At 62.7% G+C, this 15,166-nt stretch carries 10 protein-coding genes and 1 tRNA gene; 1 reads left to right on the top strand and 10 read right to left on the bottom strand.

The features are described 5' to 3' along the window. Positions 1-50 precede the first annotated feature (50 nt). The 7 genes from AC1RQG_RS00895 to AC1RQG_RS00865 all read right to left on the bottom strand — a co-directional run bounded on the left by AC1RQG_RS00895 (position 51) and on the right by AC1RQG_RS00865 (position 7,717). The gene (locus AC1RQG_RS00895) at positions 51-563 is read right to left on the bottom strand and encodes a bacteriohemerythrin (RefSeq protein ID WP_493127368.1); all 513 of its coding nucleotides are present in this window, start codon (positions 561-563) and stop codon (positions 51-53) included. Positions 564-586: 23 nt separating this feature from the next. Beyond that, positions 587-1,120: a cupin domain-containing protein gene (locus AC1RQG_RS00890; protein WP_493127366.1), complete on the bottom strand. Its 534-nt coding sequence runs from the start codon at positions 1,118-1,120 to the stop codon at positions 587-589. Between the two features lie 38 nt (positions 1,121-1,158). After that, positions 1,159-2,274 carry an alcohol dehydrogenase catalytic domain-containing protein gene (locus AC1RQG_RS00885; RefSeq protein ID WP_493127364.1) on the bottom strand — a complete coding sequence of 372 codons (1,116 nt, stop codon included), beginning with the start codon at positions 2,272-2,274 and terminating at the stop codon, positions 1,159-1,161. Between the two features lie 407 nt (positions 2,275-2,681). Then, positions 2,682-3,638, bottom strand: coding sequence for an AraC family transcriptional regulator (locus tag AC1RQG_RS00880; RefSeq protein ID WP_493127362.1), 957 nt, complete (start codon positions 3,636-3,638; stop codon positions 2,682-2,684). 312 nt (positions 3,639-3,950) lie between these two features. Beyond that, positions 3,951-5,528 carry a methyl-accepting chemotaxis protein gene (locus tag AC1RQG_RS00875; protein ID WP_493127361.1) on the bottom strand — a complete coding sequence of 526 codons (1,578 nt, stop codon included), beginning with the start codon at positions 5,526-5,528 and terminating at the stop codon, positions 3,951-3,953. A gap of 84 nt (positions 5,529-5,612) precedes the next feature. Then, entirely contained in the window at positions 5,613-7,277 is a 1,665-nt protein-coding gene (locus tag AC1RQG_RS00870; RefSeq protein WP_493127359.1) for a methyl-accepting chemotaxis protein, read from the bottom strand. A 364-nt stretch (positions 7,278-7,641) separates the two neighbouring features. Beyond that, positions 7,642-7,717, bottom strand: a tRNA-Arg gene (locus AC1RQG_RS00865). A 196-nt stretch (positions 7,718-7,913) separates the two neighbouring features. On the opposite strand from AC1RQG_RS00865, the gene AC1RQG_RS00860 reads away from it, so the two are divergent. Then, positions 7,914-8,471, top strand: coding sequence for a c-type cytochrome (locus tag AC1RQG_RS00860; RefSeq protein WP_493127358.1), 558 nt, complete (start codon positions 7,914-7,916; stop codon positions 8,469-8,471). Positions 8,472-8,712: 241 nt separating this feature from the next. Here the strand turns inward: AC1RQG_RS00860 and AC1RQG_RS00855 are convergent, their stop codons facing one another. The 3 genes from AC1RQG_RS00855 to AC1RQG_RS00845 all read right to left on the bottom strand — a co-directional run bounded on the left by AC1RQG_RS00855 (position 8,713) and on the right by AC1RQG_RS00845 (position 15,156). Continuing rightward, a complete protein-coding gene (locus AC1RQG_RS00855; RefSeq protein WP_493127357.1) occupies positions 8,713-10,791 on the bottom strand; it encodes a M13 family metallopeptidase in 2,079 nt (692 codons plus the stop codon). A gap of 95 nt (positions 10,792-10,886) precedes the next feature. Beyond that, a complete protein-coding gene (locus AC1RQG_RS00850; protein WP_493127355.1) occupies positions 10,887-12,959 on the bottom strand; it encodes a M13 family metallopeptidase in 2,073 nt (690 codons plus the stop codon). Positions 12,960-13,113: 154 nt separating this feature from the next. Further along, complete coding sequence (locus AC1RQG_RS00845; RefSeq protein ID WP_493127352.1) at positions 13,114-15,156, bottom strand: M13 family metallopeptidase; 2,043 nt, start codon at positions 15,154-15,156, stop codon at positions 13,114-13,116. Positions 15,157-15,166 lie beyond the last annotated feature (10 nt).

The raw sequence follows: 15,166 nt of genomic DNA, 5'->3' as shown, positions 1-15,166 counted from the left end.
CCTTGAGGACATGACTCTCATCATCCCGCTGTGCCACAGCCAGCCATTGATCAGGCGAAGATCGACGCTTGCTGTGGACCGCCACTGATGTCGCGCCGCAGAATCACCGGTGCGCCACCATGCTTGCGTTTGGTGATCCATGTGGACAGGGCGGAATCGAGGTAAGTGACGTGCTTTGGGAACCAGTCCGCGAGCGCGGCGGCAAGGCGCCGCACGTCGCGCAGACCAACCTGCCCGGCCTTCGCAAGCTGGTTCACCTCCGACACGCTATCGAGTACCTTCTGATGTTCGTCGAGATGGCAATCCATATTGGGATACGCGGTCCGCACCATCCACTCCCGCTCGGATTCGAAATGCGACAGCAGGTGGTCCTCGACCGCCTGCAGGCAGCCAAGGGCGCTGACGACGTTACATGCGTCAAGGGCTTTGACGACATGCACAAATTCTTCATGCGCGTCGTCGGTCGGCCCATGGCCGAGCAACATCGCGTCGTTCCACTCGAGCTGCCCGGCGGCGTACTCATCGAATCCACCCTGACGTGCATGTGCGTGATGATGTGACATGTTAAGACTCCTGCGGCTAACGGTTAGGGTTTGGCGCCGATCAGCACCGACAGCATCACACTCGGCGTTTCGGTCCGGTTGCGCCATGCATGGCGGGTGCCGTTCTGGATCACGACGTCCCCGGCCTTCAGATGGCGGACTTCGCCATCATCGAGCTCCAGCCAGAGTTCTCCGGACAGGATCACGTCGTAATCGACCGTCGCGGTGCGGTGAAAACCGGAACCGTCGGTATCGAAGGTCTCGGCCAGACCCGGCAGGTACTTGGCGTATTCCGCGCCGGCCGCGGCGCCATCGAAGCCTGGCGCAGCCATCACGCTGTCGGGTGGAAACTGCACGACGATCACGCGCGTGCCATGGGGTGCGGGCAACGATGATGCGATGCCGGCGACCGGGTCCACCCCGTCGAAGGGCAACGTGGGCTCGGCCTCGGTGGTGGCCCATGCCAGCGTGGTGCGGAAGCCGGGCACCGACGCGTAGTCGTGCGTGTTCTCCACTTGCCCATCGGAGACCACCACCGACTTGCCGTTGCGCTCACCCGTTACGATACGTCTGACCATTTGCAACTCCTTATCCTAGTTGTGGGTGGACCGTGCGCTTATTGCACGATGACCACGTTGACGAAACCGCCCTTGCGCTGCTCGGCGTCGGCGAGCGCCTCGTTCGCCTGCTCCAGCGCATAGCGGTGATGATCGAGCACGCTCAGGTCCAGCGTGCCCGCCGCGGCCATATAGGCAAGATCCTGGCCCTCGCCCACCGTGAACCACAAGGACGTCATCAGGCTGATCTGCGAGCACATGATTTCGTGCAGATTCAACGGCAGCGGATCGGACATCGCGCCCACTTCGACCAGGCGGCCGCCACGGGCCAGCGACCTCAGGCAGTCGAGCGTGACGTGGTGCGACGCGCCCGGGCCGATCGCGTCGAGCACCGCATCGACACCGACGCCGTCCGTCTCGCTCCGTACCCATGCGCCGAGATCACCGGTACCATACGAGAAGGTGCGGATCCGCTGCGGATCGAGCGCGCGCACGCGCTCCAGCAATGCGGGGTCGCGCGCGACGCAGAAGATCTTGACCGCGCCCATCGCCCGCGCGATCTGCACCGCGCACAAGCCGAGCGTGCCGCTGGCGCCACTGATCAGGACGGTCTTGCCGGCGCCGACACCTGCCTTGCGCAAGCCTGCATAGGCCGTTCCCAGATAGCCGAAGCGGGCGGCCTGCTCGAAGCTGACCGCGTCCGGCAGCTTGACCAGACCGTCGGCCGGCGCGGTCGCATACTGGCCGAAGCCACCGTACGGATATTGCTTGTAGATCTGCTTCGAGCTCGGCCCGAAGCCGAAATAGCCCTGGAAGGTGTACGCGACACAGTTGGTCGGCTCGCCGCTGCGGCAGGCATGGCACGATCCGCACGAGCGGCCCGGATTGATGTACACGCGGTCGCCCGGCGCGATGCCGGTCACGGCCGTGCCGACTTTGGCGACGACACCGGCGGTGTCGAGACCAAAAATCGCGGGCAAGTCCGGCAACGTCAGGTAAGAACGTTCGCCATAGTGGCTAATCACGTTGCGCAGGTTCGGCACGACGCCGGACGCCTTGACCTCGACGAGCACATCCGTCGGGCGCAACAGCTCCGGAAGCGTTACCGTGTCGAGCTGAAAACGGCCACTGGCATCGTGTACGCGCATGGCTTTCATCTGCTTCGAAGCATTCATTCCGGTCTCCTTGATCTCTGATAGTAGGTTCGAGTCCTGCCCGCACAGCGGCAGGTCGCGGGGTGCGCCGCGCACGGCGCGGCGTCAGTCCCGCCTGGGATTCGATGCTATGGCACCAAGCGCCGGCTGACGCTCCCGCAGGCGAAACCACTATCCCGCCAATGCAGAAAAGCAGGCGCTTTCGGCACTGATCGGCATAGCCGATGCTGGCCAGGCGGCGCTCAGGAGCGCATGGATGTGTCGGTGGGATGTCGCCGGAGCGGCGCTTGTGGTCGGACGTGAAGTGATGCGGGCGCTGGAGGCCCGGCGCAAGGCGGCGGTCACCGCCCCGCTTGGGGCCTGGTCCCATAGGAGTTCGTCATGCGGTCGAACTTCCTACAGGTGCTGTACCGGCGAGAGATGGCGTATCAGGAACGCATCAGGGTTTCGGACGGGGTTTCGCCGAAGCGACGTTTGTAATCGGTCGTAAAATGCCCCAGATGACTGAAGCCCCAGCGGAATGCGACAGCGGTCACGGTCGTGCTGGAAGAATGGGTATGCAGGAGTTCGTCATGCACCCGGCGCAAGCGAACTTCCTTCAGATAGTGCATCGGCGAGATATTGCGGAAGCGGCGAAAACCGGAGAACAGGGAACGCGTGCTCACGCCGGCCTGTTCCGCCATGTCGCCCACCGAAATGGGCTCATGCGCATGCTCTTCGATGTAGTGTTCGATGCGCTTGATGAAGGACGGCGCAATGGACTGCCCTTTGTCTTCATGCAATTCCGCGCTGTAGTTGTTCGGCTGGCAATTCAACAACATGCCCACGAACGTGGTTTCCAAATGTTTATTCAACAGCGGCGACAGCTTGTCCGAGCTGGACAGGACATCGCACATCCACGCCAGCGCCTGGACAAAATTGCGCCCATCGGGGGTATCGAGCGCGATTTCCATCTTGAACTCGACGTCGTTCCGCAGGGTGCGGCCAAGATGCTGCTGGCACTGGTGTTTGACCACGTCGTTATCGACCCGGACGATGATTTTCTCGGTGTTCGGCATGTGGTGGATGCGCGTGCGTTTATGCGCATTCAGCACCACGCCCTGTTCAGATTCGAACAAAACCGGCTTGCCGTCGCACTCGATAAACTCCCGCCCCCTGATCGGAATCTGGATCAGCGCAAACGACTCCATCACATCCGGATCGATGATGGTCTCGCCACCATAGGTCATGCGTCCCACGCCCAAGCTGCCGGCGCGCCGGTAGTTGACGCGCGTATTGAACTGGGCATCCCGCGAATAGATGGAATTCTTGCAAAAGATGTGCTCTCCGACCGAGCGCGCCTCGTCAATATCAGACGTCTGGCATAGACCATAGGCTGACAACACAGAGTCGGCTGGAGTCACAGATGGAAAAACGCAATGCGCCATAGTCTCTCTCCCGAAAACATGATGAACTACCAACTATGGGTTTCGTGTTCCGAGCTTATTGCTATACCGTCCCTGACCCGCCGCACATCAAAATACAACACAATGTGGCATGCGAATTCATTGCCCGGACTGTCTCCCCCACTTCGCAGCGCGCATGATGTGAGCAGTGATTTTTCCTGCTTCTTTATTGGTTTGATCCGCGCCATTGCGACGAAAATACTATCATATGCAGCGAAAATTCCCCTACTAAATCCAGGGTTTATCCTCCCGTTACAACACCGCAATGGCGCGGCCTGGGGCCGACGCGTCAAGCTTGAACACGCTGACAACATGCGCTAAATTGGCCACCTGATCTTGCATGGAGCGGGCCGCTGCCGCCGCTTCCTCCACGAGCGCCGCATTCTGCTGCGTGACCTGGTCCATCTGCCCGATGGCCTGATTGACCTGTTCTATCCCCGCCGTCTGCTCCTGTGCGGCGGCAGTGATCTTGCCCATGATCTCGCCGACGCGCTTGACGCTGTCGACGATCTCTTCCATCGTCGCGCCGGCGCGTCCGACCAGCTTGCTCCCCGCGTCCACTTTGCCCACCGAATTGTCGATGAGTACTTTGATTTCCCTGGCCGCCGCCGCACTGCGTTGCGCAAGCATGCGCACTTCGGCTGCCACCACGGCAAAACCGCGACCTTCCTCTCCGGCGCGCGCCGCTTCCACGGCGGCGTTCAACGCCAGGATATTGGTCTGGAACGCAATCCCGTCGATCACGCTGATGATATCGACGATCTTGCTGGACGACTCGTTGATCGAACTCATCGTCTCGACCACCTCCAACACCACGGCGCCCCCCTTGACCGCCATCTGGGACGCAAGCAGCGCCAGCGCATTTGCCTCGCGCGCGTGGTCGGCGTTCTGGCGGACGGTAGAGGTCAGTTCTTCCATGGAGGAAGCGGTTTCTTCCAGCGAGCTCGCTTGCTGCTCGGTGCGCGAGGACAAATCGAGATTGCCGGTCGCGATCTGGGTGGAAGCGCTGGCGATCGCCTCGGTGCCGTTGCGCACTTCAGCGACGATCCTCATCAGGCTATCGTTCATATTCTTGAGCGCAGCCAGGAGCTGCCCGGTTTCCTCGGTGGTCCGGGCTTCGATGCGGCTGGTCAGGTCGCCCGCGGCAACCGTATTGGCCAGCGTCAGCGCCCGGTTCAGCGGACGGGTGATCGAGAGCGTGATCCAGACCCCCATGCCAGCGGCAAACAGCAACGCTGTCGCGCCCAGGCCAAGCATCATCAGGCGGCTGTTCGCATAGGTTGTCGCGGCCTGTCCGCTATACGCGTTCATGCGCTCCACCTCGAACGCGATCATGGCGTTGATCGCCGCCTTGTAGGCGACCAACGCCGGACGAAACATCTGGTTCAGGTAAGCCTTCTGCACTTCCGGCCTATCGGTCGCAAGTAGCGTGAGCAGCTGATTGGTGGCGATCGCGTAACGCGCATCAGCCTCCAGCGATTTCTGTAATAGTTTCTTGCCTTGCGGAAGATCGACCGTGCGCTTCAGATAAGCAAGTTTTTCCTGCAAGCCTGTTCGCGATTTCTCGATGGTCGCTTGCTGCGCTTTCCTCTCCCCGCTGTCCTCGTTGAGCAGCATGTTGCCCAATGCAATCGCGATGTCGTTGATGTCTCCCATCGCCTGGGTCGCTTGCGCCGCCTTGGGCACGGAGTCCGTGACGATGATCGTGGTACCGCCATTGACACGGCCCAGCATGGTGATGCCCAGGGCGATACAGACCACCAGCAGGAGGCCCATCACAACATTGTTGGCAACAAGGCGCGTACCGATTTTCAAATTCGTGATATTCATGCTTCTTTCCGACAATTGCGATGAAATGAAGGTCGATGCAACAATCTGATCTCGGGATGGCTCGAACGGATCGAAGACGGGTGATCAGTTTGCAAGGACCCGTGCTTGCCTCCGGCTCTTGACGACGTTCTCCAGATGATCACGCTGCCGCGATGCCTTTTTCAATGGAGGATACGCGCGCGTGTCATCGAGTTTGAACACGCTCACCGCCTGCGACAACTGCATGGCCTGCTCTTCCAGGCAGGACGAAACCGCGGCCGTCTGTTCCACCAATCCGGCATTTTGCTGAGTGACTTCGCCCATACTGCCGATTGCCCGGTTGACCTGGTCAATGCCACCGCTTTGCTCACGGCTGGCAGAGGCGATTTCATGCATGATGCCGGCCACGCGCTGCACCGACTCCACGACGTCCTGCATGGTTTGCTCGGCGTCGCCGACCAGGCGGCTCCCCAGTTCGACCCGCGTCACCGAGTCATCGATCAATGCTTTGATTTCCTTGGCGGCGGCGGCGGAGCGCTGCGCCAGGTTGCGCACTTCGGAGGCGACCACGGCAAAGCCGCGCCCCTGCTCGCCCGCACGTGCCGCCTCGACAGCGGCATTCAGCGCCAGGATGTTGGTCTGGAACGCGATACTATCGATGAGACTGATGATGTCGGCGATCTTCTTCGCCGAGGCACTGATATCGCCCATAGTCGCTCCCACGCTGGAAACGGCCTGGCCCCCCTTGACCGCAACCGTCGAGGCGGACAAGACAAGTTCGTCGGCTCGCTGCGCATGGTCTGCATTCTGTCTTGCGCTCGCGGAAAATTCTTCCATGCTGGACGCGGTTTCTTCGAGACTGGAGGCCTGCGATTCGGTGCGCGCAGCAAGCTCCGTGTTGCCTGCGGCAATTTCCCTGGTGGCGACGTTCACTGCATCGACATTGGTGCGGACGTCGCCGATGATCGCCAAGAGATTGACATTCATTTGTTGCAAGGCACGCAGCAATTGGCCCATGTCGCCACCGAGTCGCGTCTCGATCGTGCTGGTCAGATCGCCGCCGGCAATCGTGCGCGCGGCGCGGATCGCGCCGCGCAAGGGTATCGCCACGGACTTGTGGAGCGTGTGCCCCATCAACAACGCACCGGCCACGCCGAGGGCGGCCACGCCGGCAAATCCCCACGCCGCGCTGCCGCTCGCCGTTGCGAAGCCCAGGCCGCCCAGAACGAGATACAGGGCACATAGCGCGAGGCTCCCCAGCGTGATGAGCACGCTGATCGGCAGATCATATAATGCCGGGAAAATGCCAGTCAGACCGCGACGCACCACCTGCCCCCCACGGAACGCTATACGGTCGGGATTACCAGCAAAAATGCTGCGGTAAGTCCGGTTTGCCGCCTCGATCTGCGCGCGGGTTGGCTTGGTACGAACCGACATGTAGCCGCTCGCCCTGCCGTTTTCCATGATGGGGGTCACGTTGGCCACGACCCAGTAGAAATCGCCATTCTTGCGCCGGTTCTTCACAGTGCCCGTCCATGGCTGGCCGGCCTGGATAGACTTCCACAAGTCTTCGAACGCTTCAGGCGGCATATCCGGGTGGCGCACCAGGTTATGCGGCGCACCGATCAATTCCTCTTTGCTGAATCCGCTGACTTCAACGAAATACGGATTGACATAGGTGATCTTTCCCTTGAGGTCGGTCTTCGACACGATGGGCTTGCAGTCCTCCATGTGGAACTGCGTATCGGTTACGGGCAGATTTTTACGCATGCTATTTCTTGCCTTGGCCCTCGAGTTGGTCGAGTTGGTCGCTTTCTTCCTTGGAGGTGGTAAGCACCGCCTCCGGCGTTATGCCGACGGTGCGCTGGGCTTCGGCAGTCGTTGCAGTCTGCGAAGTTGACATGCAAAGAAACACTTCTACAACCGGATTCTCTCGATTACGGACCTGCACGACTATCCGGATAACGCACGCTTATCCGTTGCCTGCAATATTCGGTAAAACCTCGAACTCAGGCCTGAGCCAATGCGCGGCGGGCGGAGATCCCGACGTAAGGGATGCTTGCGACAAACTTAACCTTGCCAAACGGCCAAGTGATGAATTTGATCACAAAGGTGTTGATGTGAGGGGGGACGGTGGTGCGGCTGGCGGGGATCGAACCCACGACCCTTGGCTTCGGAGGCCAATACTCTATCCACTGAGCTACAGCCGCTTGGGGAGTGTTTGAATCGACACGAAGGATACCGTCTTTCGTCAAATCCGTCCATGGAAAGTGTCGTTTTAGGCAGCATTTCCGTTCCAAGGGGCAGTTTTTGAGTCTATAATCGCCCGTTTGGCGAGGGTTTGTACGGTAATACGCAAAGACAATTCTTCGCACGGCCCACCTGCATCGATACTAAAAGGACATCATGAGCGACGCACACAACGAACACGAATCCGCCATCAAAACTCCCAAGCAACTGATTGTCGCCGTGATCGGCTTCTTCGCCGTGGTGATCCTCGGCATCATCCTGCTGGTGCAGTATGTGACCACCGACAAGCTGACCGGCCGTGGTTCCGACAGCCAGTCGGCCGAATCCGTTGCCGCGCGCTTGCGTCCCGTCGCCGATGAAGGCTTCACCCTGAAAGATGCCAGCGGTCCTAAACAGCTGCAAAGCGGCGAAGCCGTCTACACGGCCGTCTGCGCGGCTTGCCACGGTTCCGGCGCGGCCGGTTCGCCCAAGTTCGGCGACGCCGGCGCCTGGGGTCCTCGCATCGCCCAGGGCTACGACACGCTGCTGAAGCACGCCATCGAAGGTATCCGCGCCATGCCGGCCAAGGGCGGCAACCCCGACCTGGACGACGTGGAAGTGGCGCGCGCCGTGGTGCACATGGCCAACGCCGGCGGCGCCAAGTTCAAGGAGCCTGCCGTTCCCGCCGCCGCCGCGGAAGGCGCTTCGGCCGCTTCCGCCGCCTCGGCACAGTAAGCGCTGCGCTTACGGCGCCGGACTGTCCGGCGCCGCCATTGAAACCGCTCCGTCAGACGAGCGGTTTTTTTTTGCGCGTGAAGAAAACCGGGGTCAGGTCATGGCGTCACGCATCGCGTGGCATCACACGTGGCGTGACGCCATGACCTGACCCCTTCTGTGTGCCCCCTTCTGTGCTTCTGTGTTTGCCGAAAGAAAAGGGCCGCTCGCGGGCGGCCCTTCGTTTTGCCTCAGGAGGCGATTACCACATGATCACGCGGTCTTTCGGCGCCAGGTACATCTTGTCGCCCTTCTTCACGCCGAAGGCGCTGTAGAAGCCGGGCTGGTTGCGCATGGTGCCGTTGGCGCGGAACTGACCGGGCGAGTGCGGGTCGGTCTTGATCTGGACGATCTGCTGCGGTTCACGCATCTTCATGCGCCACACTTGCGCGAAGCCCATGAAGAAACGCTGGTCGCCCGTCAGGCCGTCGATCACCGGCGCCGGCTTGCCATGCAGCGACAGTTTGTAGGCCTTGTACGCGATCGCCACGCCGGAGTTGTCGGCGATGTTCTCGCCCAGCGTCAGTTCGCCGTTCACATGGTAGCCAGGCAGCGGGCTGAACTGGTTGTACTGGTCGACCAGCATCTTGGTCTTGGCCGCGAAGTTCTTGTGGTCGGCCGCCGTCCACCAGTCGCGCAGGTTGCCGTCGCCGTCGTACTGGGCACCCTGGTCGTCGAAGCCGTGGCTGATCTCGTGGCCGATCACGCCGCCGATGGCGCCGTAGTTGACGGCGTCGTCGGCGTTGGCGTCAAAGAACGGCGGTTGCAGGATCGAGGCCGGGAACACGATCTCGTTCATTTCCGGGTTGTAATAGGCGTTCACCGTCTGCGGCGTCATGCCCCACTCGTCGCGGTCGATCGGCTTGCCCAGCTTGTTCAGTTCCTTGTCGTAATCGAATTTGTTCGAGCGCAGCACGTTGCCCATCAGGTCGTCGGCCGCCACGGTCAGCTTCGAGTAGTCGCGCCATTTGTTCGGGTAGCCGATCTTGGTGGTGAACTTGGCCAGCTTCGCTTGCGCCTGCTTCTTGGTGGTCGGGCTCATCCAGTCCAGCTTGTCGATGCTGGTCTTGTAGGTGGCCAGCAGGTTCTTCACCAGCTGTTCCATGCGCGCCTTGCGCTCGGCGGGGAAATACTGCTCCACGTACAGCTTGCCGACGGACTCGCCCAGCGCGCCTTCGGTCACGCTCACGCCACGCTTCCAGCGCGGACGCATTTCCGTCACGCCGCTCAGCACGGTGCCGTAGAACGCGAAGTTCTCGTCCACGTAGGCCTTGCTCAGGTAAGGCGCGCTGGCGTGGATCACTTGCCATTGGAAGTAGGCTTTCCACGTTGCCAGCGGGGTGCTGGCCAGCACGTCGTTGAAGCCCTGCACGAAGGACGGCTGGCCCACGATCACGTAGCCGGTCTTGCCGGCGATGCCGGTTTCGTTGAGCCAGGTGGTCCAGTCGAAGCCCGACGCCAGGCCGCTCAGCTTGGCCAGTTCGACCTTGTTGTAACCCTTGACCGGGTCGCGCAGTTCGACCTTGGTCCACTGCGCCTTGGCCAGCGCCGTCTCCAGCGCGACGATGGCCTTGGCGTCGGCGGCCGCGTTGGCGTCGCCGGCCAGCGTCAGCATCTTGGCCACGTGCAGCTCATACTTGGCCAGCGTGTCGGCCATCTTGGCGTCGTCCAGCTTCAAGTAGTAGTCGCGGTCGGGCAGGCCCAGGCCCGATTGCTGGATGTCGGCCACGTACTTGGTCGAATCCTTGTTGTCCTGGTGGATGCCGAAGTTCAGCGGCGCGCCGAAGCCGACCTGGTTGAAGTGGGCGATCAGGGCCGGGATCTGCTGCTTGTCGCTCAGGGCGGCCACTTTGGCCAGTTCGGCGTTCAGCGGGGTCAGGCCCAGTTGTTCGATCTTGGCCTCGTCCATGAAGCTGGCGTAGAAGTCGCCGATGCGCTGGGCGTCGGAGCCGGCCACCTTGTTCTTGGCGTTGGCGGCGTTCTCGATGATGGCGCGCAGCTGCGGCTGGATGTCGTCGCGCAGCTTGGCGAACGTGCCCCAGCTCGACTTGTCGGCCGGGATCTCGGTGGTGGCCAGCCATTTGCCGTTCAGGTGGGTGAAGAAGTCGTCCTGCGCGCGCACGGACGATTCGATGTATTCGGTGGCGATGCCCGACGACAGCTTGGCGCCGGCGGCCTTGCTGGTGGCGGCCGTCATGCTCTTGGCGGTGGCGGTGTCGGCGGCGCCGGCGTAGCCTGCGATCAGGCTCAGGGTTAATGCACTCAACAGATAACGTTTCACAGAAATATCCTCATTGTTTGTAACGAAAAAGATCGCCCCTGGACTTTTGGCCCATCATTGACTTTATCATAAGGCCGCGTCCATGGGCAGCCGCATCACCACATGCTCACCCGCTGCTTGGGCGGCAAATACATCTTGTCGCCCGGCTTGACCCCGAACGCGGCGTAGAACGGCGCCTGGTTGCGCACCGTGCCGTTGGCGCGGAAGCGGTCCGGCGAGTGCGGGTCGCTTTTCAGGTAGACGATCTGCTGGGCGTCGCGGATCTTGCTGCGCCAGACCTGGCCGAAGCCCATGTAGAAACGCTGGTCGCCGGTCAGGCCGTCGATCACCGGCGCCGGCTGGCCGCCCAGCGCGAGCTGGTAGGCCTTGTAGGCGATGGCGATGCCGGAATTGTCGGCGATGTTCTCGCCCAGCGTCAGCGCGCCGTTCACGTGGTAGCCATTGACGGGGCTGAAGGCGCTGTACTGCCGGACCAGCATCTTGCTCCTGGCCGCGAACTGCTTATGATCGGCCGCCGTCCACCAGTCGCGCAGGTTGCCGTCGCCGTCGTACTGGGCGCCCTGGTCGTCGAAGCCGTGGCTGATCTCGTGGCCGATCACGGCGCCGATGGCGCCATAGTTGACGGCGTCATCGGCGTCCGCATCGAAGAACGGCGGCTGCAGGATGGCGGCCGGGAACACGATCTCGTTCATCTCCGGGTTGTAATAGGCGTTCACCGTCTGCGGCGTCATGCCCCACTCCTCGCGGTCGATCGGCTTGCCCAGCTTGGCCAGCTGGCGCTCATACGCGAACGCGTTGGCGCGCAGCACATTGCCCACCAGGTCGTCGCGCCGGACCACCAGGCTGCCGTAGTCGCGCCATTTGTTGGGATAGCCGATCTTGGTGGTGAACTTGGCCAGCTTGGCCTGCGCCTGCTGCCTGGTCGCCGGGCTCATCCAGTCCAGCGTGGCGATGCTCTCCTTGTACGCGGCCAGCAGGTTGGCCACCAGCTGCTCCATGCGCGCCTTGCGCTCGGGCGGGAAGTACCGGGCCACGTACAGCTTGCCCAGGCTTTCGCCGAGCGCGTTGTCGGTGGCGTTCACGGCCCGCTTCCAGCGCGGCTGCTGCTCGGGCACGTCGCTCAGCACCTTGCCGTAGAAGGCGAAGTTCTCAGTGGCGAACGCTTGCGACAGATAGGGCGCGTTGGCGTGGATCACCTGCCACTGGAAGTAGGCCTGCCAGGTCGCCAGCGGGGTCTGCTCCAGCAAACGGGCCATGCCCTTGAAGTAGCTGGGCTGGCTGACGATCACGTAATCGACCTTGCCGGCCAGGCCGCTCTGCTGCAGATAGCCGGTCCAGTCGTAGCCGGGCATCAGCGCGGGCAGCTGGTCCAGCGCCACCTTGTTGTAGGCTTTGACGGGATCGCGCAGCTCGACCTTGGTCCACTGGATCTTCGCCATCGCCGTTTCCAGCGCCACGATGGCGCGCGCATCCGCGTCCGCGGCCGCCTGCGTGTGGCCGGCCAGCGCCAGCATGCGCGCCACGTGCTGCTGGTATTTGGCCAGCGTGGCTGCCAGCTTGGCGTCGTGCGGCTTCAGGTAGTAATCGCGGTCGGGCAGGCCCAGACCGTCCTGGTACAGGTCGGCCACGTATTTGGTCGAGTCCTTGTTGTCCTGGTGGACGCCGTACGCGTACGGCGCCGTGAAGCCGAGGCGGTTGAAATGGGCGATCAGGGCGGCGATGTCGTGCTTGTCGCGCAGGACCGTCACGCGGTCAAGCTCGGCTTGCAGCGGGGTCAGGCCCAGCTGCTCCAGCCTGGCCTCGTCCATGTAGCTGGCGTAGAAATCGCCGATGCGTCGGGCGTCCGTGCCTGGCGCCGCGTCGGTGTCGGCGGCGGCCGCTTCGATGATGGCGCGCAGCTGCGGCTTGGTGTCATCGTCCAGTTTTTCGAACGCGCCCCAGCTGGCCTTGTCGGCCGGGATGGCGGTGCTCGCCAGCCATTTGCCGTTCAGGTTGGCGAAGAAGTCGTCCTGCGCCCGCACCGACGGGTCCATGTTGGCGACGGCGATGCCGGAGGCGCGCAGCGCGGCCGCCCCCTGCCGGGCCGGCGCGGCGCCGTCGTCCGCGTGCGCAATGCCGGCGCCGGCCAGCAAGGCCAGCGTGCAGGCGCTGATTACATGAGCTTTCAAAGTAGTTCTCCCAGTTTGTGGTCGCATTTCATTTTTGATGTGTACCGACAGCGGGACTGTATCATGTCATCGTGGCATTAGTAACAAAAAGACCATGCGAGATCGCTCCGGCATGGTCTTTTCCGCTACGGCATGGCGCTTACCGGCGACGCATTTACCAGATGATCACGCGCTGCTCGGGCGCCAGGTACATCTTGTCGCCCGGTTTCACGCCGAACGCCTCGTAGAAGCCAGGCTGGTTGACCATGGTGCCGTTGGCGCGGAACTGGCCCGGCGAGTGCGGGTCGGTCTTGATCTGGACGATCTGCTGCGGCTCGCGCATCTTGCTGCGCCACACCTGGGCGAAGCCCATGAAGAAGCGCTGGTCGCCCGTCAGGCCGTCGATCACCGGCGCCGGCTTGCCGTTCAGCGACAGCTTGTAGGCCTTGTAGGCGATGGCCAGGCCGGAATTGTCGGCGATGTTCTCGCCCAGCGTGAGCGCGCCGTTCACGTTGTAGCCGGGCAGCGGGCTGTAGCTGCCGTACTGCTGCACCAGCACGTCGGTGCGCGCCTTGAAGTTGGCGCGGTCCTCCTTGGTCCACCAGTCGCGCAGGTTGCCGTCGCCATCGGACTGGCTGCCCTTGTCGTCGAATCCGTGGCTGATCTCGTGGCCGATCACGGCGCCGATGGCGCCATAGTTGACGGCGTCGTCGGCGCCCGCGTCGAAGAACGGCGGCTGCAGGATGGCGGCCGGGAACACGATCTCGTTCATGGTCGAGCTGTAGTAGGCGTTGATGGTCTGCGGCGTCATGCCCCATTCGGCGCGGTCGATCGGCTTGCCCAGCTTGTTGATCATGCGCTGCGAGGCGAAGGCCGAGGCGCGCATCATGTTGCCCGACAAATCAGCCGGCACGATGGCCAGCGCGCGATAGTCGCGCCACTTGGTCGGATAGCCGATCTTGGGCGTGAACTTGGCCAGCTTGGCCTGGGCCTGCTCCTTGGTGGCCGGGCCCATCCACTCCAGCGTGTCGATGCTCGTCTTGTACGAGGCCAGCAGGTTGGCCACCAGCTGCTCCATGCGCACCTTGCGCTCGGGCGGGAAATACTGCGCCACGTACAGCTTGCCCAGCGCCTCGCCCAGCGCGCCCTCCACGGCGCCCACGCCGCGCTTCCAGCGCGGCGGCTGTTCCTTCACGCCCGTCAGCACGGTGCCGTAGAACGCGAAGCTGGCGTCCGCGAACGGCTTGGACAGATACGGCGACTGGCTGCGCAGCAGCTGCCACTCGAAGTACGATTTCCATGTCGCCAGGTCGGTCTGTTCCAGCACCGTGTTGAAGCCGCTCAGGTAGCTGGGCTGGTTGACGATCACATAATCGACCTTGCTGGCCACGCCGGCCGCGGCCAGCGCATGTTTCCAGTCGTAGGCCGGCGCCAGTTCGGCCAGCTTGTCGATCTGCACCTTGTTGTAGCGCTTGACGGGGTCGCGGTTCTCGACCTTGGTCCACTGCACCTTGGCCAGCGCCGTTTCCAGCGCCACGATGGCGTGCGCGGCGGCGGCGCTGTCCTTCACGCCGGCCAGCGCCAGCGTTTTGGCCACGTGGGTCTCGTACTGGGCCAGCACGGCGGCCAGCTTGGCGTCGTCCTTCTTCAGGTAATAGTCGCGGTCCGGCAGGCCCAGCCCGCTTTGCGCGACGCTGACCGCATACTTGGTCGATTCGCGCGCATCCTGGCTCACGTAGATGCCGTACGGCGTGGCCACGCCGATTTCGTCCAGATGGGCGATCAGGGCCGGCAGCGCCTTCTTGTCCTTGATGCTGCGGATGCGGTTCAGTTCGCCCGCCAGCGGCTTGATGCCCAGCGCGTCGAGCTTCGGTTCATCCATGTAGCTGGCGTACAGGTCGGCGATCTTCTGGGCCTCGGAACCGGGTTTGCGGCCCGCCTTGTCCTGTTGCACCGCTTCGATCAGGGCGCGCAGCTGCGGCAGCGTCGCCTCGCGCAGCTGGATGAACGAACCCCAGCTCGCCTTGTCGGCCGGGATTTCCGTGGTCTGCAACCACTTGCCGTTGAGGTGGCGGAAAAAGTCATCCTGCGGCCGCACGGCGCTGTCGATGTACTGCACGTCGATGCCGGAACGGGGGACGGGCGCGGCCGTTTCGGCGGCGCCGGCGGCGGTCATAAGGAGGCTCATGGTCAGGGTGCTCAGCAGATGTCGTTTCACGAAAAGTCCT

The sequence above is a fragment of the Rugamonas sp. GW822-FHT03B10 genome, assembly GCF_058801745.1.
The sequence above is the reverse complement of the archived record's forward strand: the minus strand, read 5'-3'. Positions and strand labels throughout refer to the sequence as shown.